A 16,330-nucleotide genomic window follows, 5' to 3' on the forward strand; every position below is an offset into this window, starting at 1 on the left:
CGAACTCCGGCAAGGGGCTTGCTGGATTGACTTCGGCCGAGACGCTGCTGCGGACTGGCTGGGTCCTTGAACGACTATTTCAGCATTTTCGACACCGTCCTGATGGGCCTCTACGTGATGGCCCTGGTCGGGATGGCTTTTTACCTGAAGAAACGGGCGTCCGGCAGCCTGGAGGATTATCTGGTCGGCGGCCGCAGGATTCCCTGGTGGGCCATCGGAATATCGGGAACCGCCAGCTGGTTTGATCTGACCGGGACGGCGATCATTATCTCCTTTCTCTTCATGCTCGGTCCGCTCGGACTCTTCATCGAGTTCCGGGGGGGAGTGGGACTGGTGCTTCCGTTCATGATGATCATGATGGGCAAATGGCATCGCCGGTCCGGATGCCTGACCGTGGCGGAGTGGAATATTTTCCGATTCGGCGACGGCTGGGGCGGGCGTTTCGCACAGGTGAGCGCCGTGGTGGCCACCGTCCTCGGCACATTGGGGATGATCTCCTACCTCTTCTACGGAGTGGGGCAGTTCCTTTCGATGTTCCTGCCTTTCAGCCCCATGGTCTGTGCCCTCCTGTTGATCGGGGTGGCCTCGCTCTATACCATGGTCTCGGGCTTCTATGGGGTCATCTTCACCGACATCTTCCAGGCTTCGTTCATCATCGCAGCGGTGATCTATATCTCGCTGAGCGCATTCGGCCAGATCGAGAGTTTCGAGATGATTTCGGGGGAGGCGGCCCGGGTGACCGGAAACCCTGACTGGGGGCATGCGGCGCCTCTCTGGCATACCGCCATGCCCAACGGCTACAAGGCCTACGAGTATCTCCTTCTCTTCGCGGCGTTCTACCTGCTGCGCAATGTGATCGGCGGGTTGGGAGTGGGCGCGGATCCCAAGTATTTCGGCGCCCGGTCCGATCGGGAGTGTGGCACCCTGTCTTTTCTCTGGGCCTGTGTTCTGGCGTTTCGCTGGCCGCTGATGATGGGGGTTGCCGCCATGGGTGTCCTCCTGGTGGGGAACCTTTTTCCCGACCTTGAGGCGCTGCCCCGGGCGTCCCTCCTGATCCGCGATGCCTATCCCATGGTCGGTGCTTCGGGCTGGGGGGCATTGACGTCGGGCCTGGCCTACCATCCGGACCGGTTTGCCCCCGAATTGGTCCAGTCGCTACAGCAATTGCTGGGTGCGACGAATTTTCCGGAAAAGGTCAAGCTGCTGCACTATGACGGCGGGGTGAACGCCGAACAGATTCTGGCAGCTGTATTGAAACTGGCGATACCCCAGGGTTTCCGGGGGCTGCTCTTCATTTCCCTCGTCGCCGCTTCCATGTCGACTTTCGACAGCAATATCAACGTGGCCACGGGGGTGGTGGTTCGTGACATCTATCAGAAGTATCTGCGGCCGCGGGCCTCGACCAGGGAACTGATCTATGCCAGTTGGACCACCGTTGTTCTGCTGGTGGCCGCCAGTTTTGCCTTCGCGACCACCATCAGAAACATAAACGACATCTGGGCCTGGATCGTGATGGGGCTGACCACCGGTCTCCTCGCGCCCACGGTTCTTCGATTCTACTGGTGGCGCTTCAACGGGACCGGTTACGGGATCGGCACCATTTCGGGGCTGGCCGCAGCCCTGATCCAGAGAGTCTGGTTCCGGGATGTGCATGAATTATGGGGGTTTGTCATCGTATTGGCGGTGGGCGCCCTGGGAACAGTCCTGGGCACGCTCCTGAGCCGGCCGACCGATCGCGCCACCCTGACGGCGTTTTATCTGAAGACCCGTCCTTTCGGCTTCTGGGCCCCTCTGAAGAAGACACTGGGACTCTCGGACCGTCGGAAGATGGAGAAGGAGCATCGTTATGATCTGCTCGCGTTACCCTTCACCCTGACCTGGCAGGTCAGCCTTTACATGGCGGCGTTGCTCCTGGTCATCCACAACTGGACCGCCCTGGGCGTCACCCTTGGCATCCTGGTGGTCTCCGGACTGGGAGTCTATGGCTTCTGGTATCGGCAGCTTCCGGGCGGAAACACCTATGACGAATCGGAAACGACACCGACCCGATCCGCTTCCCATCCACCCGATGTTGCCTCGCCCCGGATAGGACCTCCCTGACGCGACCTCCGGTCGGCCCCTTGAATTCTGCGAAGTGACGAGAGCCGCGATGGACACAATGGTCCCCAAATTGGCGCGAGCAGACCGGGTCTTGCGTTCGTTGGAAGTGCGGCCCATCAGTGGTTGGTGGCTTCAGTCGGTCGGAGAATACTTTTGGTCGAGGACGAGCGGTCGATCGCAGACACGGTTGCCTATGCGCTGCGCACGGAGGGCTTCGTGTCGGTCTGGGCGGCTACCGGAATGGAGGCGATGCGCCTCCTGGTTGAGCAGTCATTCGAAGTGGTCATCCTGGACGTGGGCCTGCCCGACATCGATGGCTTCGAGCTTTGTCGGCAGATCCGACAGCTGAGCGACCTGCCAATCATCTTCCTGACGGCTCGGGGCGGCGAAATCGACCGCGTAGTCGGCCTCGAGATCGGTGCTGACGACTACCTGGCCAAGCCCTTCAGTCCCCGCGAATTGACGGCCCGTCTGCGAGCGGTTCTGCGGCGTGGCAGGATCAGCACCACGGGAGATCAGGACACCGGGTCGATCCGAGGATTTCACGTGGATGCACATCGGCGCCGGATCCACTATGCGGGTCGTCCCCTCGATTTAACGCCGAGTGAATATCGGTTGGTCGTTGCCTTGGTCGCCCGGCCGGGGCGGGTCTTCTCCCGGGAGGAATTGATGCAACTGGCCTGGGAAGATCCCGGTGCGAGCATGGATCGGACGGTCGACGCACATATCAAGGCGATTCGGGCCAAGGTTCGGGCAGTTGAACCGGAGGCTGATCCGATCGAGACACGAAGGGGCTTCGGATATGCCTTGAGGGCGCCGGAATGAGTCTTCGACTTCGCCTGATCCTGGTTCTTCTTGCCGTATACACGGTTGGAGGCTACGTGCTCATCCGGCAGGCTCTGCATGAGATCGAACCGCGCTACCTCGAAGGTATCGAGGAGTCGTTGGTCGACACCTCGGCACTCCTGGCCTCGCTGGTGGAGGTCACGACGCGCGAGGGTTCGGTGAGTGATCACTCGCTGGCTGAGACCGTCGATCGGGCGGTGGCCCGAGGCCTGAATGCCGACATCTTCGGGTTTCGGAAGGAGTCACTCGGGCTCCGATTCTATCTGACCGACGAGAACGGTAGGGTCCTCTACCATTCCGAACGAAGGGATTGGGTCGGGGCGGACTTCTCGCGTTGGAATGATGTCCATCGAACGCTTCAGGGTGCCTACGGTGCAAGGGCCACCCGGGATGACCCGGATGATCCGGCTACGGTGGTTCTTTATGTGGCATCACCGGTCCGCGTGGACGGAAAGATTGCCGGAGTCCTCACGGTAGGAAAGCCGACTTCAAGCGTGTCTGTATTCGTTGCGACGGCGCGTCGGAAGATCATCTGGGGAGCCATCATCGGTGGGTTCGTCCTCTTGGCGCTCCTGCTTCTCGTGGCCGGCTGGGTGGTCACTCCCCTCGAGAAACTCACTGCGTATGCCCGAAGAGTGCGCGACGGACGCAAGGCCACCCCTCCGGTCCTGCCGGGAAAAACCCTGAGCGGACTTGGCCGGGCCTTTGACGAAATGCGGGAGGCGCTGGACGGGCGTCAGTATGTGGCCCGGACCCTGCAGACGCTGACCCACGCGATCAAGACCCCGTTGACTGCGATTCGCGGAGCGGCCGAGTTGTTGAAGGAGCCCATGACCGAGCCGGATCGGGAGGTCTTTCTCGAGCAGATCCTTGAAGGGACGGAGCGGATCCGGCGGACCGTGGATCGGATGCTTCCCTTGGCGGACCTCGAGTCGCGCCAGGAATTGGGACCGGCTGCTCCGGTGGATCTTGAGTCTGTCATCCGGGAATCAGTCGACGAGCGGCGGCCGGATTTCAATGCTCGCGGCATCCGTGTGATCGAAGATCTGGTTCCGGGCCTCACCGTGGTCGGCGATCGGCTTCTGCTGGGTGAGGCGATCGGCAATCTTCTGTCGAACAGCCTTGATTTCGGTCCTGCCGGCAGTCGGATTGAACTGCACTTGAGGCGGGAAGGTGGCGATGCCGTGGTGGATATTCTTGATGAAGGCCCCGGGTTGCCGGATTACGCTCTCGAGCGGGTCTTTGATCGATTTTTCTCATTGCCGCGGCCCGGAGGAGGGGACCGCAGTTCGGGTCTGGGATTGAGCCTGGTGTCCGAGATCGCCAAGCTGCATGGAGGCGTGGTGACGCTTCGAAACCGTGAGCCGGCCGGGGCGGTGGCCCGTCTTGTTCTGCCGCTGGATCCAAAGCGTTGATTTCTTCACCGATTCTTCATCCGGCCCGCATCAACGATTCACAGGGATGGGGTAGACTTGACCCCATGGAAATCAAGCCGCCGTCTCCCCCCCTTAAGAAGGCGAAAGGTGCGCGCTTCCGCGTAATCCTCAAGAGCGCCACAATCGTCACCCTGATCCTTCTCCTGCACGTTCCGCTCATGTTGGTGCGGGGAACGTTGAGTGAGCGTCGGGCCTACCGGGACCGCGCGGTCGCCTCGATTGCGGAGGCATGGGGAGGTAACCAGACGGTTACCGGGCCGCTCCTGGCCATCCCCGTGATCTGGACCGAGTCGGCGGAGAGCCGCCTTGTGGTGGATGGAGTCGTGCACCGAAGCGGGAATCCCATTGAAGTGGAAGGAAGCCTTTTCCTGCTTCCGGCCTCGCTCAAGGTCGATGGCTTGGTGGAGACGTCGATTCGATACCGCGGTATTTTCGAGACGGCGGTCTATCAGAGCACGCTTTCGTTGACCGGAAGTTTCAATCCGGCCGATCCGGCGCTTGCCGAATCGGACTGCAGGTTGGATTGGGGCAGGGCACGCCTTGTCTTCGGTCTGTCGGACCTTCGGGGTATCTCCGAACCTCCCGGCCTAGTGATGAACGGAGTTGCCGGTACTTTCTCGCCTGACAGCGGTCTCGAGAAGATGGGTCTGGGGATTTCCGCGCCAATCGGGGAAAAGATGCCCGACGGCGAACTCGTCTTCGAGATTGAACTCGCCTTCCGGGGCAGCGGCGGATTGTCGTTTGTGCCCATGGCAGCGGAGAACACGGTGGTGCTTTCGGGGAATTGGCCGACTCCCGGATTTCGCGGTTCAAGTCTGCCTGCCCAGCGGAAGATCACGGATGCCGGGTTCTCGGCCGGTTGGGGAGTATCGTCATTCGGACGACCGTTCCCCCAGTCATGGACGGACCGTTCCGAGGCGAACCTGTCCAATTGGCATGCGCTTGGCCGGTCTTCCTTCGGGGTGGACCTGATCACACCGATAGATGCCTACCGGACGGTCGAGCGTTCCTTGAAATACGGTGTTCTATTCTTCGTCCTCATCTTTACGGTGTTTTTCCTCTTCGAGGTTGTCGCTCGTGTGCGGGTACATCCGTTTCAGTACCTGCTCGTCGGCGCGGCGCTCTGCCTCTTCTACCTGGGCTTTCTCTCCCTTGGGGAGATTCTCGGTCAAGGCGTGGCCTATCTTCTTTCGGCGCTGGCCTGCATCACGATGATTACGCTGTACACCATCAGTGTCCTGCGTGGCGGTGGACGGAGCATCTACGTGGCGACCGGGCTCGGTGCCACCTACCTATGTCTCTATATTGTCCTGCGATTGGAAGATTTTGCCCTCCTCGCGGGAACGGTCGCGCTCTTCGCCGCGCTCTCGCTTGTGATGTTCGTCACCCGCCGGATCGACTGGTATGGCCTGGAGAACTCCGGTGCGGCGCATCCGGAGGGTCCTCGTCCAGTGAGCGGGGCGAACCGGCCTTGATTGGCCTGGATCCGAAGGGCGCGATCTGTCTGAGGGGCGTGCGCACTCATGTCCACCGTGACGGACACCTGCGATTCAGCAGCCCGGAACGCAATGGCGACGGCGGCGGTGGTTGCCGGCTCGATGGTCCGGGTTACCAGATGCCGTATTCGCCCTTTTTCAGGGACAGGGCGAAGGCGACGAGGAGTCGGACACAGTTTTCGACGTCGTTGAGATCGCAGATTTCACTCGGGGTGTGCATGTAGCGTAGGGGGATGGAGACAAGGCCGGTGGCCACGCCGCCCCGGCTGATCTGGATGGCGCGGGCATCGGTGCCTGTTGCCCGCGGATCCGCCTCGATCTGGATCGGGATTTTCTCCTTCTCCGCGCAGGCCAGCAGACGGTCGAAGACCCACGGGTTGATGTTGGCTCCCCGGCAGATCATCGGTCCGCCGCCCAGGTTGAATTCGCCGAACCGGCGGTGATCGCAGTCCGGATGATCAGTGGCGTGGGCGACATCGACTGCCACGGCGACGTGGGGTTTGACGGAATAAGCGGTGACGGTGGCTCCGCGGACGCCGATTTCCTCCTGGGCCGTGGCCACCGAGACCACCCGGGCCCTGAGCGCCTTCTGCACCTTGGCCAGTCGTATGAGGGTTTCTCCGATTACGTAGGCGCCGGCCTTGTTGTCGATGGCCCGGGCGGTGATCTTCGACCCGTGGAGGAGCTCGAAATCGTGGTCGTAAGTCGCCACATCGCCGATGGAAACCCGGTTGAGGGCGTCCTTCCGGTCGGCGGCGCCGATATCGATCCACATCTCGTGAATCTGGGGAACCTTCCTGCGCTCATCGGCATCGAGCAGGTGAACGGCGCGTTTGCCGGTGACGCCGTTGATCAGGCCGTTGCGGGTGCAGATGCGGACCCGTCGTCCGGGAATGATGATCCGGTCGTGACCGCCGATCGTGTCGAAGTAAAGGAATCCCTTCTTGCTGACGTGCCGGATGATCAGTCCGAGTTCATCGTAGTGACCGGCCAGCATGAGGACGGGGTCTCCTTTCAGGTTCACCGAGGCGATGCGATTGCCCATCGTGTCCTTCTCGTAGAGTTCGGCCGAGGGTGATACATGGCGGTCAAAGACGGCCTGGGCCTCGGCCTCGTAGCCGGAGGGGCTTCGGGCATTGAGAAGCTGGACGAGGAATTCCGGGGCTTTTTCGGTCGATTTGCGCATGGGTCCTTTATGGCAGTGGCCCGGTGCGGAGGGAAGATCATCTTTTTTTCCTTCACCTCATCGCCCGGTTCTGCGGAAGTATGGGATGATCATTTATCCGGCTATCGACCTGAAGGGCGGCCGCTGTGTCCGGCTCGAACAGGGGCGGGCGGAAGCGGCGACCACCTACGAAGAGGACCCGGGAAGGGTGGCGCATCGGTTTGCGGAAGTCGGGGCGGAGTGGATCCATTGTGTGGATCTGGACGGGGCTTTCTCCGGCGAACCGAAAAACTGGCTTGGCGTGGAGCGCATTCTCCATGCCGGAGTCAAGGTGCAGCTCGGCGGTGGCATCCGTGACGAAGCGATGGTTGGCCGGATTCTCGAGGCGGGTGTATCGCGGATCGTCCTGGGGACGCGTGCCAGCGAGGATGAAGCATTTGTCCGGAGGGTGGTGGCTCTTTTTGGGGACAGGGTCGCGGTGGGCATCGATGCGAGGGATGGCTTCGTGGCCGTCCGCGGCTGGGTCGAGGAGACGAGCCAGATTGCGGTGGATCTGGCGTTGCGGATGGTTGATGCAGGTGTCTCGACGCTCATCTACACCGACATCGCCACCGACGGCATGATGACCGGACCCAATTTCGACGCGCTCGAAACCCTGCTGGCGACGGTTTCCTGCGGGGTTATTGCGTCGGGAGGGGTCAGCAAAATCTTGGATATTGAGAACCTGGCCGCGTTGGCCGAGCGTTACGAAAATCTCGTCGGTGTCATTACCGGCAAAGCCCTCTACGAAAAGAAACTCGACCTGGCCGAGGCCATCCGCGTGACGGGTCACTGACCGTGGCCGATCGGCCGGTTCAGATCCCGCCGACCTGTTCGACGATTTCCTCGAGCGGGTAGGTGATGATTTCGGCGAGGGTGGGGTGGTACCAGGGGGCCTTCAGCATGTCGGCGGCGGTCCCGTTCATGACGATGACCGGTCCGAAGATGTGGATCAGCTCCCCGGCGTCCCTGCCGACGATTTCCGCACCGAGGATGCGACCGTAGTTGCGGTCCGCCAGGACCTTCACGTAGCCGTATCTGGCTTCCATCAGGATGGACTTGCCGTGGTCATCGAAAGGATAACTCGCGCTGATGTAGTCGATCCCCTGCGCGTCGAGTTCGGTCGCCTTCAGGCCGACGCAGGCCAATGGGGGGTCGGTGAAGACAATGTCGATCTGTTTGCTGTAGTCGACCGGTTCCACCGCCTTTCCAAAGGCATGCCTGACCGCGATTTCCGCCTGGGCGATCGCGATATGGACGATCTCGTTGGGTCCGGCGCAATCGCCGGCCGCATAGATGTGCGGGACGCTGGTCTGTTGGCAGGGGTTGGTCCGGATCTGGCCGCCGTCCAGGAGGTCGACACCGGCCGCTTCGAGGTTCAGTCCCCTGGTATTGGGCTCGCGACCCAGGGCATTGAAGAGATGAAGGGCGCGGCGGACCCTCGGTTGACCGGCCTCGGTGAAGCGCACCGTGTATTCACTGCCGTCAAATCCGATTTCCTTCAACTGGGTTCCGGTGAGCAGTTCGATGCCGTCGTCGCGCAGGGCGGTCTCGATGACGGATGCCGATTCCGCGGAGTGGTGACTGAGGATATGAGGGCTGCGCTGGATCAGGGTGACCCGTGAACCCATCCGGACGAGAAACTGGGACAACTCGGCGGCGACGATTCCGCCTCCGAGGACGATGACGCTCTCGGGAACGAAATCGAGGTCCAGGACATCGTCGCTGGTCCAGGCCTTGGAATCCCGCAAACCGGGAACCGGCGGGGTGCTGACCACCGATCCGGTGCCGATGAGGAACCGGTCGGCCGTCAGGTGCTGCCCGTCGGAGAGTTGGATTTCATTCGGGCCGACAAAGCGTGCATAGGCCCGATAGACATCGTATTTCCCGCCGTTGATCTGCCGCGCCCGGTAGTCGGCGAATTCTCCGATGATGCGGCGCTTGCGTTCCGCAACCCGCTTCATGTCGGGCATGGCCGAGGGAATCCTCAGGCCGAGGCGCTCTCCCTTCTGGGCCTGGTGGAGAACCTCGGCCACGTGGAGGAGGGTCTTGGACGGCATGCAGCCGCGAAGAATGCAGAGTCCGCCCAGTTCGGGAGCACCGTCAATTACGGCGACACTGGCGGCATATTCGCAGGCGGCGCGGGCGCCATTATAGCCTGCGCTTCCGCCGCCGATGGCGATGAAATCGTAGTGTCTGGTCATGGTTCAGTCTTCTAGATGAGGTCCGGAACGCAGATGGAGGTGGCCACCTGATCCGCGGTGAATTCGGACTCGAGCAACTCCACCAGGGTCAGGCCGAAGTCGAGGGCGGTGCCCGCACCGCGAGAGGTCACGATATTGCCGTCGATCACGACCGGCGCATCCTCGATGATCTCCGGCAACTCATCGGCCACGCCGAAGTGAGCGGTGTAGCGGCGGCCGGTGAGCAAGCCGGCATCGAGCAGGACCGTGGGAGCCGCACAGATGGCAGCGACCAGTCGGCCGGACTCCGCCTGTGTCTTGAGAAGCTCAATGACCCTGCTCTCAGCCCGCACCTCCTTCACCCCCGGGCCGCCGGGAATGACGATCGCGTCAAAGCTGCCGGAAACCTCGGACAGGAGCATGTCCGCCTCAAGAACGATGCCGTTGCGACCGGTCAGGCGTCGGCTGTCGGTGATGGAGGCGACGGTCACCTGGATTCCGGCCCGGCGCAGCACGTCAATCGGGGCGACCGCCTCGAGTTCCTCCACTCCGTTTCCCACAATAATGAGTGCCGTTTTTGTCATGGGACATCATTTGACTTGATAAGGGGTCATCTCAAGTTTTTCTGCGTGTCGCATTCGCTTCCTGCTCCTGGAAAACTGATCATCTTCGGCTGCGGCTACCTGGGGCGGGCGCTGGCGGTGCGTGCCCGTGAGCTGGGGCTGACCGTGACCGTCGTCACCCGAAACCCCGGGACGGCGGCGGACCTGCGGAAGCTGGATGTGTCCGTGGTCGAAGGCCGGCTGCAGGATGACAGCTGGCACGGGGACGTTCCCGCCTCCCCCGAATACGTGGTCAACTGTGTGGGTTCCGCGGATCGGACGGATGAAGGCTACCGGCAATCCTATCTCGAGGGGATGGCGTCGATACTTGAATGGGCGAAGGGCGGGGCTCCCGGTGTTTTTGTCTATACCAGCAGCACGGGGGTTTATGGCCGGGCGGACGGCATGGTCGACGAGGCGACCGTGCCCGAGCCCGATAGCGAGCGGAGTCGCATCCTTTTCCAGACCGAAGAGCTGGCAAGAGAGTCCTCGGCTTTTGATCGATGGTTCATCCTGCGCCTGGCCGGACTCTATGGTCCCGAGAGGCACCAATTGTTGGATCGGGTCCTGGCCGGGCAAACAATAGGGGCGGACGAACCGGATCGTCCGCTCAATATCATTCACCGGGACGACGCGGTTGAGGCCATCCTCGCCTGCCTGGGCGCACCGGCGGCCATTCCCTCCCAAGTCTTCAATCTGTCCGGTGGTGAACCGGTCTCTCGGCGGGAGATGATGGAGTGGATCGAGAAACGGTGTCGGGAATTGGGCCTGAAGGTCGATTTGTCAGTCCACGTTTCCGAACCGCGACCTTCAAGGGTGCGTGAGATCCCGGATCGGATTGTCAGCGCTCGCCGAATCGGCGAAGTTGCTGGCTGGCGACCGCGGTATCCAGACTTTCGGTCGGGCTACGAGGCGATCCTTGGAAGGGGTTTCCCTTGACGCCCCACTCAACCGAACCGAACCTCTGCAGATCCCCTCAGAGGGAATACGGAACAATCTCAGACAGACGGGTTAAATCATGGCAGGTGTAGGCAAACTTCTCAAACAGGCGCAGAAGATGCAGAAACAGATGGAAGCCATTCAGGCTTCCCTGGCGGCGATGGAGATCGACGTTTCGAGTGGCGGCGGTGCCGTCGCGGTCAAGATCAGCGGTCAGGGCGAGTTTCGCGCCCTGAAGCTCGATCCGGAGTTCCTCAAGGAGGAGGCGTCTTTCGTGGAGGAGACCATCCTGGACGCGATCAAGGAGGCCGCGGCCAAGGCCAAGTCGGTCAGCGAGGCCGAAATGGGCAAGGCCACAGCCGGCCTGAGCCTGCCCGGCATGTTCTGAGTTTCTTTTTCTCAGGACGAAATAACCCATGGCTGGCGCTTTCGACGCATTGGTGGCGCGCTTGAAGCGGTTGCCGGGGATCGGTCACCGATCGGCCGAACGTATCGCCGTGCACCTTCTGGTCGGCCGGCCGGATGAGTTGGCGGCCCTGGTCGGTTCACTGGAGGAAGCGGGTCGAAAGATCCACCGATGCGCCCGGTGCGGCAATCTGGCCGAGGAGAATGAATGTACGGTCTGCCAGGATCCGCGACGCCGTTCGGAAGTGATCTGCGTGGTGGAAGGGGTTCCGGACCTCGTGGCAATCGAGCGGGCGGAGAGTTTTCAGGGGCTCTATCATGTGCTTCATGGCAAACTCTCGCCGATTCACGGGATCGGACCGGAGCAGCTGAACCTTGATAGTCTGGGGGAGCGACTGGCCGGGGGAGAGGTCAGCGAACTCATCCTGGCTCTGGGCAACGACATCGAAGGCGAGGCCACCTGCCACTACATCACGGAGCACCTGGCGGTTGGAGGGGTCAACGTCACCCGGATCGGTTTCGGGCTGCCCAGCGGCGGCGGCGTCCTCTATGCGGACTCGGTCACCCTGAAGAACGCGCTCGAGGCGCGGCGGCATTATTCCTGATCTGCGGGCTGCTTCGGCGGGGTTTTTCCGGGACCGCAATCCGGGGCTTGTCAAAGACCTGAGGACCTGCAAACCTTCGGCCATTCCCCTTCACTGGGCGGGCATAGTACATCGGTAGTATGCGAGCTTCCCAAGCTTGAGAGGAGGGTTCGATTCCCTCTGCCCGCACCACCAGTAGTGGGGAATGCGACCGTTTGGACCGGCTGAGCTCTCCGTTGTGAATCAGGAAAGAGCCGGTCATCGAAACGATGTCTCCGCTTCGCTTCGAGTGTCGTCACTTCGTTCCTCGGAACCCTCTGCCCGCACCATCCATTTCGTCGACTGAAGCCTATTGATCTTTTCTTGACGGACCCTTCGCTTGGTCCGGACGCTGTGAAAGGTTGAATTCGGACTTGCTGAAGACCCGGGCGACCGGAGCCCCAGCCTTTGGGGAGTTCGAATTCGGGCAGATCTGGTGGGGCGCTGCAAATCCGGCGAAGGGTGAGGATGCACGAGCTATCTCACCAGCGGACCTCCGGATTGCCGATGGTATATTGGAACCGGTACCCGTGGTTGTCAGCCCAGAGCGAGGCGCTTCGCTTGAGATCAGGGTGGCCGCAGTTGTAGAAATCCTCCGCGATGGCAACGGTGCCGCGCGTATCAATGATTTCTTCCAACATCGCAACGGTTGCTTCATCCGCGCGATTGATGAGGGTGCGCAGGGCATCGCGCAGCAGAGCGCTTGTCCCCGATTGCGGTGGGAGGAGCCGTTCCGCTGCGATCACCGCCGGAAGTGCTCCCGGCGGCGCCCAGAACCAGGCTGCCTGGGCGAACAGCTCCTCCCAGGTGGTCTTGCCGGTGAGGATTGCCGCTGCATGGCGCGCCGACTGTTCTTCCGCTTTGTCCGCGATCTGCTGGAGCAACCCCTGGTCGTCGATTGATTGAAGCCCGATGCGGAGGACTTCATGATCGTGGGAGTGGAGGACAACTCTGGCCAGTGATCGATCGTCCGGGATCCTGTTGACGGCGGCCAGTCGTATGACGTCCAACGGCGATTCTAGGGCAAGGTTGACAAGCTCATCAAGGTGCCACTCTGGTGAGAGGTCGTTTTCGATTCTCCCGATTTCCTCTGCAACCGCGATTCTGGCCGACTCGATCTGAAGTTCGAACGCCGCCAGTTCGTCGCCATTCGCGGCTCCCCGCAGTCGCGTTTCAAAGGCTCCTCGCACCTCGGCTCGATCGGAGTCGGTTGCGCCCGCCGTGAGCAGCAGGGGATCGTTGATTGCCCCGATTGCGGCCAAACCTACTATCGTCGAAGGGTCCTGTTGTGTGAGGGCAAAGAGGAAGCGTTCGTCGTCGATCAACCTTACCACCCTTCGGCGCGCATAGGCATACGGTTCGATTCTGGCCATTCCCTGCAACAGCCCATCGTCGGGACTTGCGAATGCGGCATACAATCGAAGGTAGAGGCTGCGCGGGAGCGACGCGGCCGCCGGGAGGATCTCGGGTTCGTCGTCACCGGCCTTTTTGATGATCGGATTCGCCGCCAGACCCAGGGCGCGTTGGGTTGGCTGAAGAACGAGATCTCGAGCGACTTCCCGAACGGCGGGTGACGGGTCCGAAGTCGCCAACCGGAGAAGCGGCAGGGGACTCCTGAGGTTCATGGTGGCCGCCAGCCGGACCTTGTCGCTGCGCGCCCAGTCAACTCTCTCCTCGAGAAACGTCTGCTCGTGTATCCGCGAAAGAGCGGCGGCCTGGACGTCTTCCGAAATATCGTAACGGGCCGTTCTTTCGACGGTCGCGAAGTCGGACAGGTACTTGACCGCGACAGCGCGTGCCTCCGCCTGGGTTTGCTCGGAGACGATGCGCATGAGTGTTTCCTGATCCATTTCGAGGACCCGTTTGGGTTCCAGCGCGAGCATCCGTTTCATTGCTTCGAATTGAATGCTCCGGCAACGTTCCCTGTTTGCCTCATCGTCGGTGGGCAAAATGGCGGCAGGACCGGTCTCGGACGCCACGGCGGTGGCAAACTCCAGCTCTTCCGTGGACCCAATCCTGCGCGCGAGGAGGTTGAGCAAGTGCCATCGAGCACGCTGGCGCGTGTCATCGAGATCCGGGTGCTGCACAATGGCCGCGAGAACGTCGATGACCTCGATCTCGTCTGCAAAGCGTCCACGTGCCCCGGAATCGTCCAGGCGCAGGAGAAATTCGATGGCCTCCGCCGGCTTCGCAATCTTCGCCAAGCGAAGCCGCGCCCAAGCATCGGTCCCCATGGCTCTTGTGCCTGGGTTGAGCGCAATCCGCTGAAGTGCAGCCGCATCGTTCAGGTGTTTGACCGCGGTCCAAGCGATGGGAATATAATCGTTGAGTGCAAGGTTCTCAATTACGGACTGGTCGTCGATCTTATCGATCGCCGCCTCGATGAGCGCGCTACTTGCCGACCTGGAGATCAAACGGTCCATCTGGTCCGGGGGAGTCAGCTCCACGAGGCGAATCCCGGCGGTCTCCGAACGAGCGTAAACTGGTTTGTCATTCTCGTGATGGGTTGGCCCCTGTGAATAGGCCATCGTAAGGAGCGCATCCCTTTCGGTAATGCGCGAGATCGCGAGGTCACGGATTTCGTCGGGACCATCGCTTCTCGCGATATCAATCAGGACCTCCTGATTGTTGAGTCGTTGAATCGCCGCACGTGCCAGATCCGGCTCTTCCGTCTCTTGTGCCCAAAGGACCCGTTGCTCGCTGTCCGGAGGAAGGTGTGCGACCAGCAGGATCCTGGCCCGGGTTCGAACCCGCAGGTCAGTCGCGTCATCCGCGATGGTCGAGAGGCGGGCGGGATCGTCGATCCGGTCGACCGCAGCGATGCTGATCGGGGGCCGATCCGCTTCCAGCGCAATCGCGGTCAAGACCTCTTGATCCCCCAACATCGAAATCGCGGCCAGTCTGATGTCATCGTGTGCAGATGACTGAAGAATTTGCCGGATCCGATCCGGATCGGTGATCCTGGCGAGAGCCCGCAGGCGGTCCGGCGAATGGGCGGAGTTCAGCGCAATCGATTCGAGAAGAGCCGGATCGCGGATCCGGTCAACGGCTTCCGACCGGACGGCCCAATGGTGATCGGTTTGGGCGATGGCTGCGAGCGCGTCTTCGTCCTCCAACCGGGCGGTGGCTGACTTGCGTGCACCCCACTGGACCGCGTCGGCGGCAACCTTGTCGATCTGCTCTTGAGTCAGTCTGGCGGTCGCCTCGCAGGCCAGGTCGTAGTCCTTGCTTCTTAGGGCGACGGCCAGAAGCAGATCAGGTTCGTTCAGCCGCAAGAGTGAGGTTCGACGAATGATCCACAATCGATCGTCTGTTGCGAAGCGGGCCAGAAGCGGCTGATTGGAGATGCGGTCGAGGGCGAGCAGCCGGAGCCCCCAGTCGGAATTGTCTGCCGCGAGATCCTCGAGAAACGCAGGCTCCTGAATCCGTGCCACCGCCCTGTAGCGGAACACCGGGTTCGTTGTTTTTAGGGCGATCTGCTTGAGAAGGGACTGGTCCGAGGTGGCATTCAGAACGAACCCGCACAATCGGTCGGTGGGCGAAGTGGCGACCAACTTTTCGAGCGTTTGCGGGTTCCTGATCTTTGTGAGTGTCCGTGAAAACAGGTCATCGAGAGCATCATCGGCCTCGGGTTTCTCCAGCTTCGCGGCAAGGGTCGAGGCAACAACCGCCAGTTGCTCATCGTCCGTCAGCCGCTCGAAAGCGGCGTTCCGCACGGCCGGCCAGCGCGATTCCAGGATGATTCTGGCCAGGAGGCGTGGATCGTTGATTCCCTCAATCGCAGCCAGTCGGAGCTCGTCGTATTTGTATTTGGGATCGAGAGCGAAATCGGTCAGGAACTCCTCGTCCGTGATCCGTTTGATCGCAGCCACCTGAACATTCCAACTACGATCGAACTGCGCGTGCCATTGCAGTTTTTCCGGATCGTCCACTCTTTGCAGGGCAGCAATCCGTTCCTTTGCTTCGTTGCTTTCGAGACTGGGTCTGCAGCCGCCGATCAGCAGACCGAAGATGCAGACCACCGAAACGGCTGTTGACCGAAAACAAGACGGCCTGCGGAGCCTCCCCTTCGTTCCTGGCACGAGAAGAGTCGATTGGGTGGATGCCATGAGGATGGGGCTTGCCTTTGACTCCGGCTTTCGACGAGCGCGGGGACTTGCTCCTTTCTCTGAAATTCCTGTTTCGATTGCAAGCCCCCCGATGGTCTGCTTGGTCATTGTCATCGTGTCCTCCTGCAATGAAGAGAAGGGTCCAGCCTGACATCCAGTCAGGAAATGGTGTGGGATAGTATGGTGGGCCCTTAAGAGTCCTTGGCCAGCGTTGCTCGAGCGGGCGAAGACCGACAGGCCTGCACCCGCTCGACCGCCTTGCCCAAGACCTCGTGATGATTCGCTTAGGTGAGCCCATTGGTCGGACACCACACGGGCCTGTGGAAGGCAGGGGCAGGGGCGGGCTCCGGATCGGATTAGCCATGGCAATCAACCGCCTGATCCAGA

12 protein-coding genes and 1 tRNA gene are annotated in these 16,330 nt (G+C 61.4%); 9 read left to right on the plus strand and 4 right to left on the minus strand.

Annotated features, from left to right (window positions below; translation table 11 throughout):
- The first annotated feature begins 66 nt into the window (after positions 1 to 66).
- The 4 genes from R3F07_06625 to creD all read left to right on the plus strand — a co-directional run bounded on the left by R3F07_06625 (position 67) and on the right by creD (position 5,857).
- Positions 67 to 2,100 (plus strand): hypothetical protein, encoded by a 2,034-nt coding sequence (locus R3F07_06625; protein MEZ5276035.1) that lies wholly within the window; start codon positions 67 to 69, stop codon positions 2,098 to 2,100.
- Positions 2,101 to 2,253: 153 nt separating this feature from the next.
- Entirely contained in the window at positions 2,254 to 2,925 is a 672-nt protein-coding gene (gene creB / locus R3F07_06630; GenBank protein ID MEZ5276036.1) for a two-component system response regulator CreB, read from the plus strand.
- Positions 2,922 to 4,361 (plus strand): two-component system sensor histidine kinase CreC, encoded by a 1,440-nt coding sequence (gene creC / locus R3F07_06635; GenBank protein ID MEZ5276037.1) that lies wholly within the window; start codon positions 2,922 to 2,924, stop codon positions 4,359 to 4,361. Before creB ends, creC begins: the two co-directional genes overlap by 4 nt.
- A gap of 65 nt (positions 4,362 to 4,426) precedes the next feature.
- Complete coding sequence (creD, locus tag R3F07_06640; protein ID MEZ5276038.1) at positions 4,427 to 5,857, plus strand: cell envelope integrity protein CreD; 1,431 nt, start codon at positions 4,427 to 4,429, stop codon at positions 5,855 to 5,857.
- A gap of 133 nt (positions 5,858 to 5,990) precedes the next feature.
- Here creD and R3F07_06645 read toward each other — a convergent pair whose 3' ends face one another.
- Entirely contained in the window at positions 5,991 to 7,064 is a 1,074-nt protein-coding gene (locus tag R3F07_06645; GenBank protein ID MEZ5276039.1) for a M20/M25/M40 family metallo-hydrolase, read from the minus strand.
- Between the two features lie 85 nt (positions 7,065 to 7,149).
- On the opposite strand from R3F07_06645, the gene hisA reads away from it, so the two are divergent.
- Positions 7,150 to 7,878 carry a 1-(5-phosphoribosyl)-5-[(5-phosphoribosylamino)methylideneamino]imidazole-4-carboxamide isomerase gene (gene hisA, locus R3F07_06650; GenBank protein ID MEZ5276040.1) on the plus strand — a complete coding sequence of 243 codons (729 nt, stop codon included), beginning with the start codon at positions 7,150 to 7,152 and terminating at the stop codon, positions 7,876 to 7,878.
- A gap of 19 nt (positions 7,879 to 7,897) precedes the next feature.
- Here the strand turns inward: hisA and R3F07_06655 are convergent, their stop codons facing one another.
- Positions 7,898 to 9,286, minus strand: a complete 1,389-nt coding sequence (locus R3F07_06655) for an NAD(P)/FAD-dependent oxidoreductase (protein MEZ5276041.1) — start codon at positions 9,284 to 9,286, stop codon at positions 7,898 to 7,900.
- A gap of 11 nt (positions 9,287 to 9,297) precedes the next feature.
- Positions 9,298 to 9,849 (minus strand): DJ-1/PfpI family protein, encoded by a 552-nt coding sequence (locus R3F07_06660; GenBank protein MEZ5276042.1) that lies wholly within the window; start codon positions 9,847 to 9,849, stop codon positions 9,298 to 9,300.
- Between the two features lie 45 nt (positions 9,850 to 9,894).
- Here R3F07_06660 and R3F07_06665 point away from each other — a divergent pair, with 45 nt between their 5' ends.
- The 4 genes from R3F07_06665 (at position 9,895) to R3F07_06680 (ending at position 11,987) form a co-directional block, all read left to right on the plus strand.
- On the plus strand, positions 9,895 to 10,806 hold the full coding sequence (locus R3F07_06665) for an NAD-dependent epimerase/dehydratase family protein (protein ID MEZ5276043.1): 912 nt from the start codon (positions 9,895 to 9,897) through the stop codon (positions 10,804 to 10,806).
- Positions 10,807 to 10,885: 79 nt separating this feature from the next.
- Positions 10,886 to 11,194: a YbaB/EbfC family nucleoid-associated protein gene (locus R3F07_06670; GenBank protein ID MEZ5276044.1), complete on the plus strand. Its 309-nt coding sequence runs from the start codon at positions 10,886 to 10,888 to the stop codon at positions 11,192 to 11,194.
- A gap of 28 nt (positions 11,195 to 11,222) precedes the next feature.
- Entirely contained in the window at positions 11,223 to 11,816 is a 594-nt protein-coding gene (gene recR / locus R3F07_06675; protein ID MEZ5276045.1) for a recombination mediator RecR, read from the plus strand.
- 97 nt (positions 11,817 to 11,913) lie between these two features.
- Positions 11,914 to 11,987, plus strand: a tRNA-Gly gene (locus tag R3F07_06680).
- A gap of 329 nt (positions 11,988 to 12,316) precedes the next feature.
- Here R3F07_06680 and R3F07_06685 read toward each other — a convergent pair.
- Positions 12,317 to 15,706: a hypothetical protein gene (locus R3F07_06685; GenBank protein ID MEZ5276046.1), complete on the minus strand. Its 3,390-nt coding sequence runs from the start codon at positions 15,704 to 15,706 to the stop codon at positions 12,317 to 12,319.
- Positions 15,707 to 16,330 lie beyond the last annotated feature (624 nt).

It is taken from the genome of Opitutaceae bacterium, assembly GCA_041395105.1.
Classification (GTDB): Bacteria; Verrucomicrobiota; Verrucomicrobiia; order Opitutales; family Opitutaceae; genus B12-G4.

Excerpts from the sequence above, each read along its gene's own strand:
- creC (MEZ5276037.1), top strand. The coding sequence starts at position 2,922 with ATGAGTCTTCGACTTCGCCTGATCCTGGTTCTTCTTGCCGTATACACG.
- creD (MEZ5276038.1), top strand. The coding sequence starts at position 4,427 with ATGGAAATCAAGCCGCCGTCTCCCCCCCTTAAGAAGGCGAAAGGTGCG.
- R3F07_06655 (MEZ5276041.1), bottom strand. The coding sequence starts at position 9,286 with ATGACCAGACACTACGATTTCATCGCCATCGGCGGCGGAAGCGCAGGC.
- R3F07_06645 (MEZ5276039.1), bottom strand. The coding sequence starts at position 7,064 with ATGCGCAAATCGACCGAAAAAGCCCCGGAATTCCTCGTCCAGCTTCTC.
- recR (MEZ5276045.1), top strand. The coding sequence starts at position 11,223 with ATGGCTGGCGCTTTCGACGCATTGGTGGCGCGCTTGAAGCGGTTGCCG.
- R3F07_06660 (MEZ5276042.1), bottom strand. The coding sequence starts at position 9,849 with ATGACAAAAACGGCACTCATTATTGTGGGAAACGGAGTGGAGGAACTC.
- hisA (MEZ5276040.1), top strand. The coding sequence starts at position 7,150 with ATGATCATTTATCCGGCTATCGACCTGAAGGGCGGCCGCTGTGTCCGG.
- R3F07_06670 (MEZ5276044.1), top strand. The coding sequence starts at position 10,886 with ATGGCAGGTGTAGGCAAACTTCTCAAACAGGCGCAGAAGATGCAGAAA.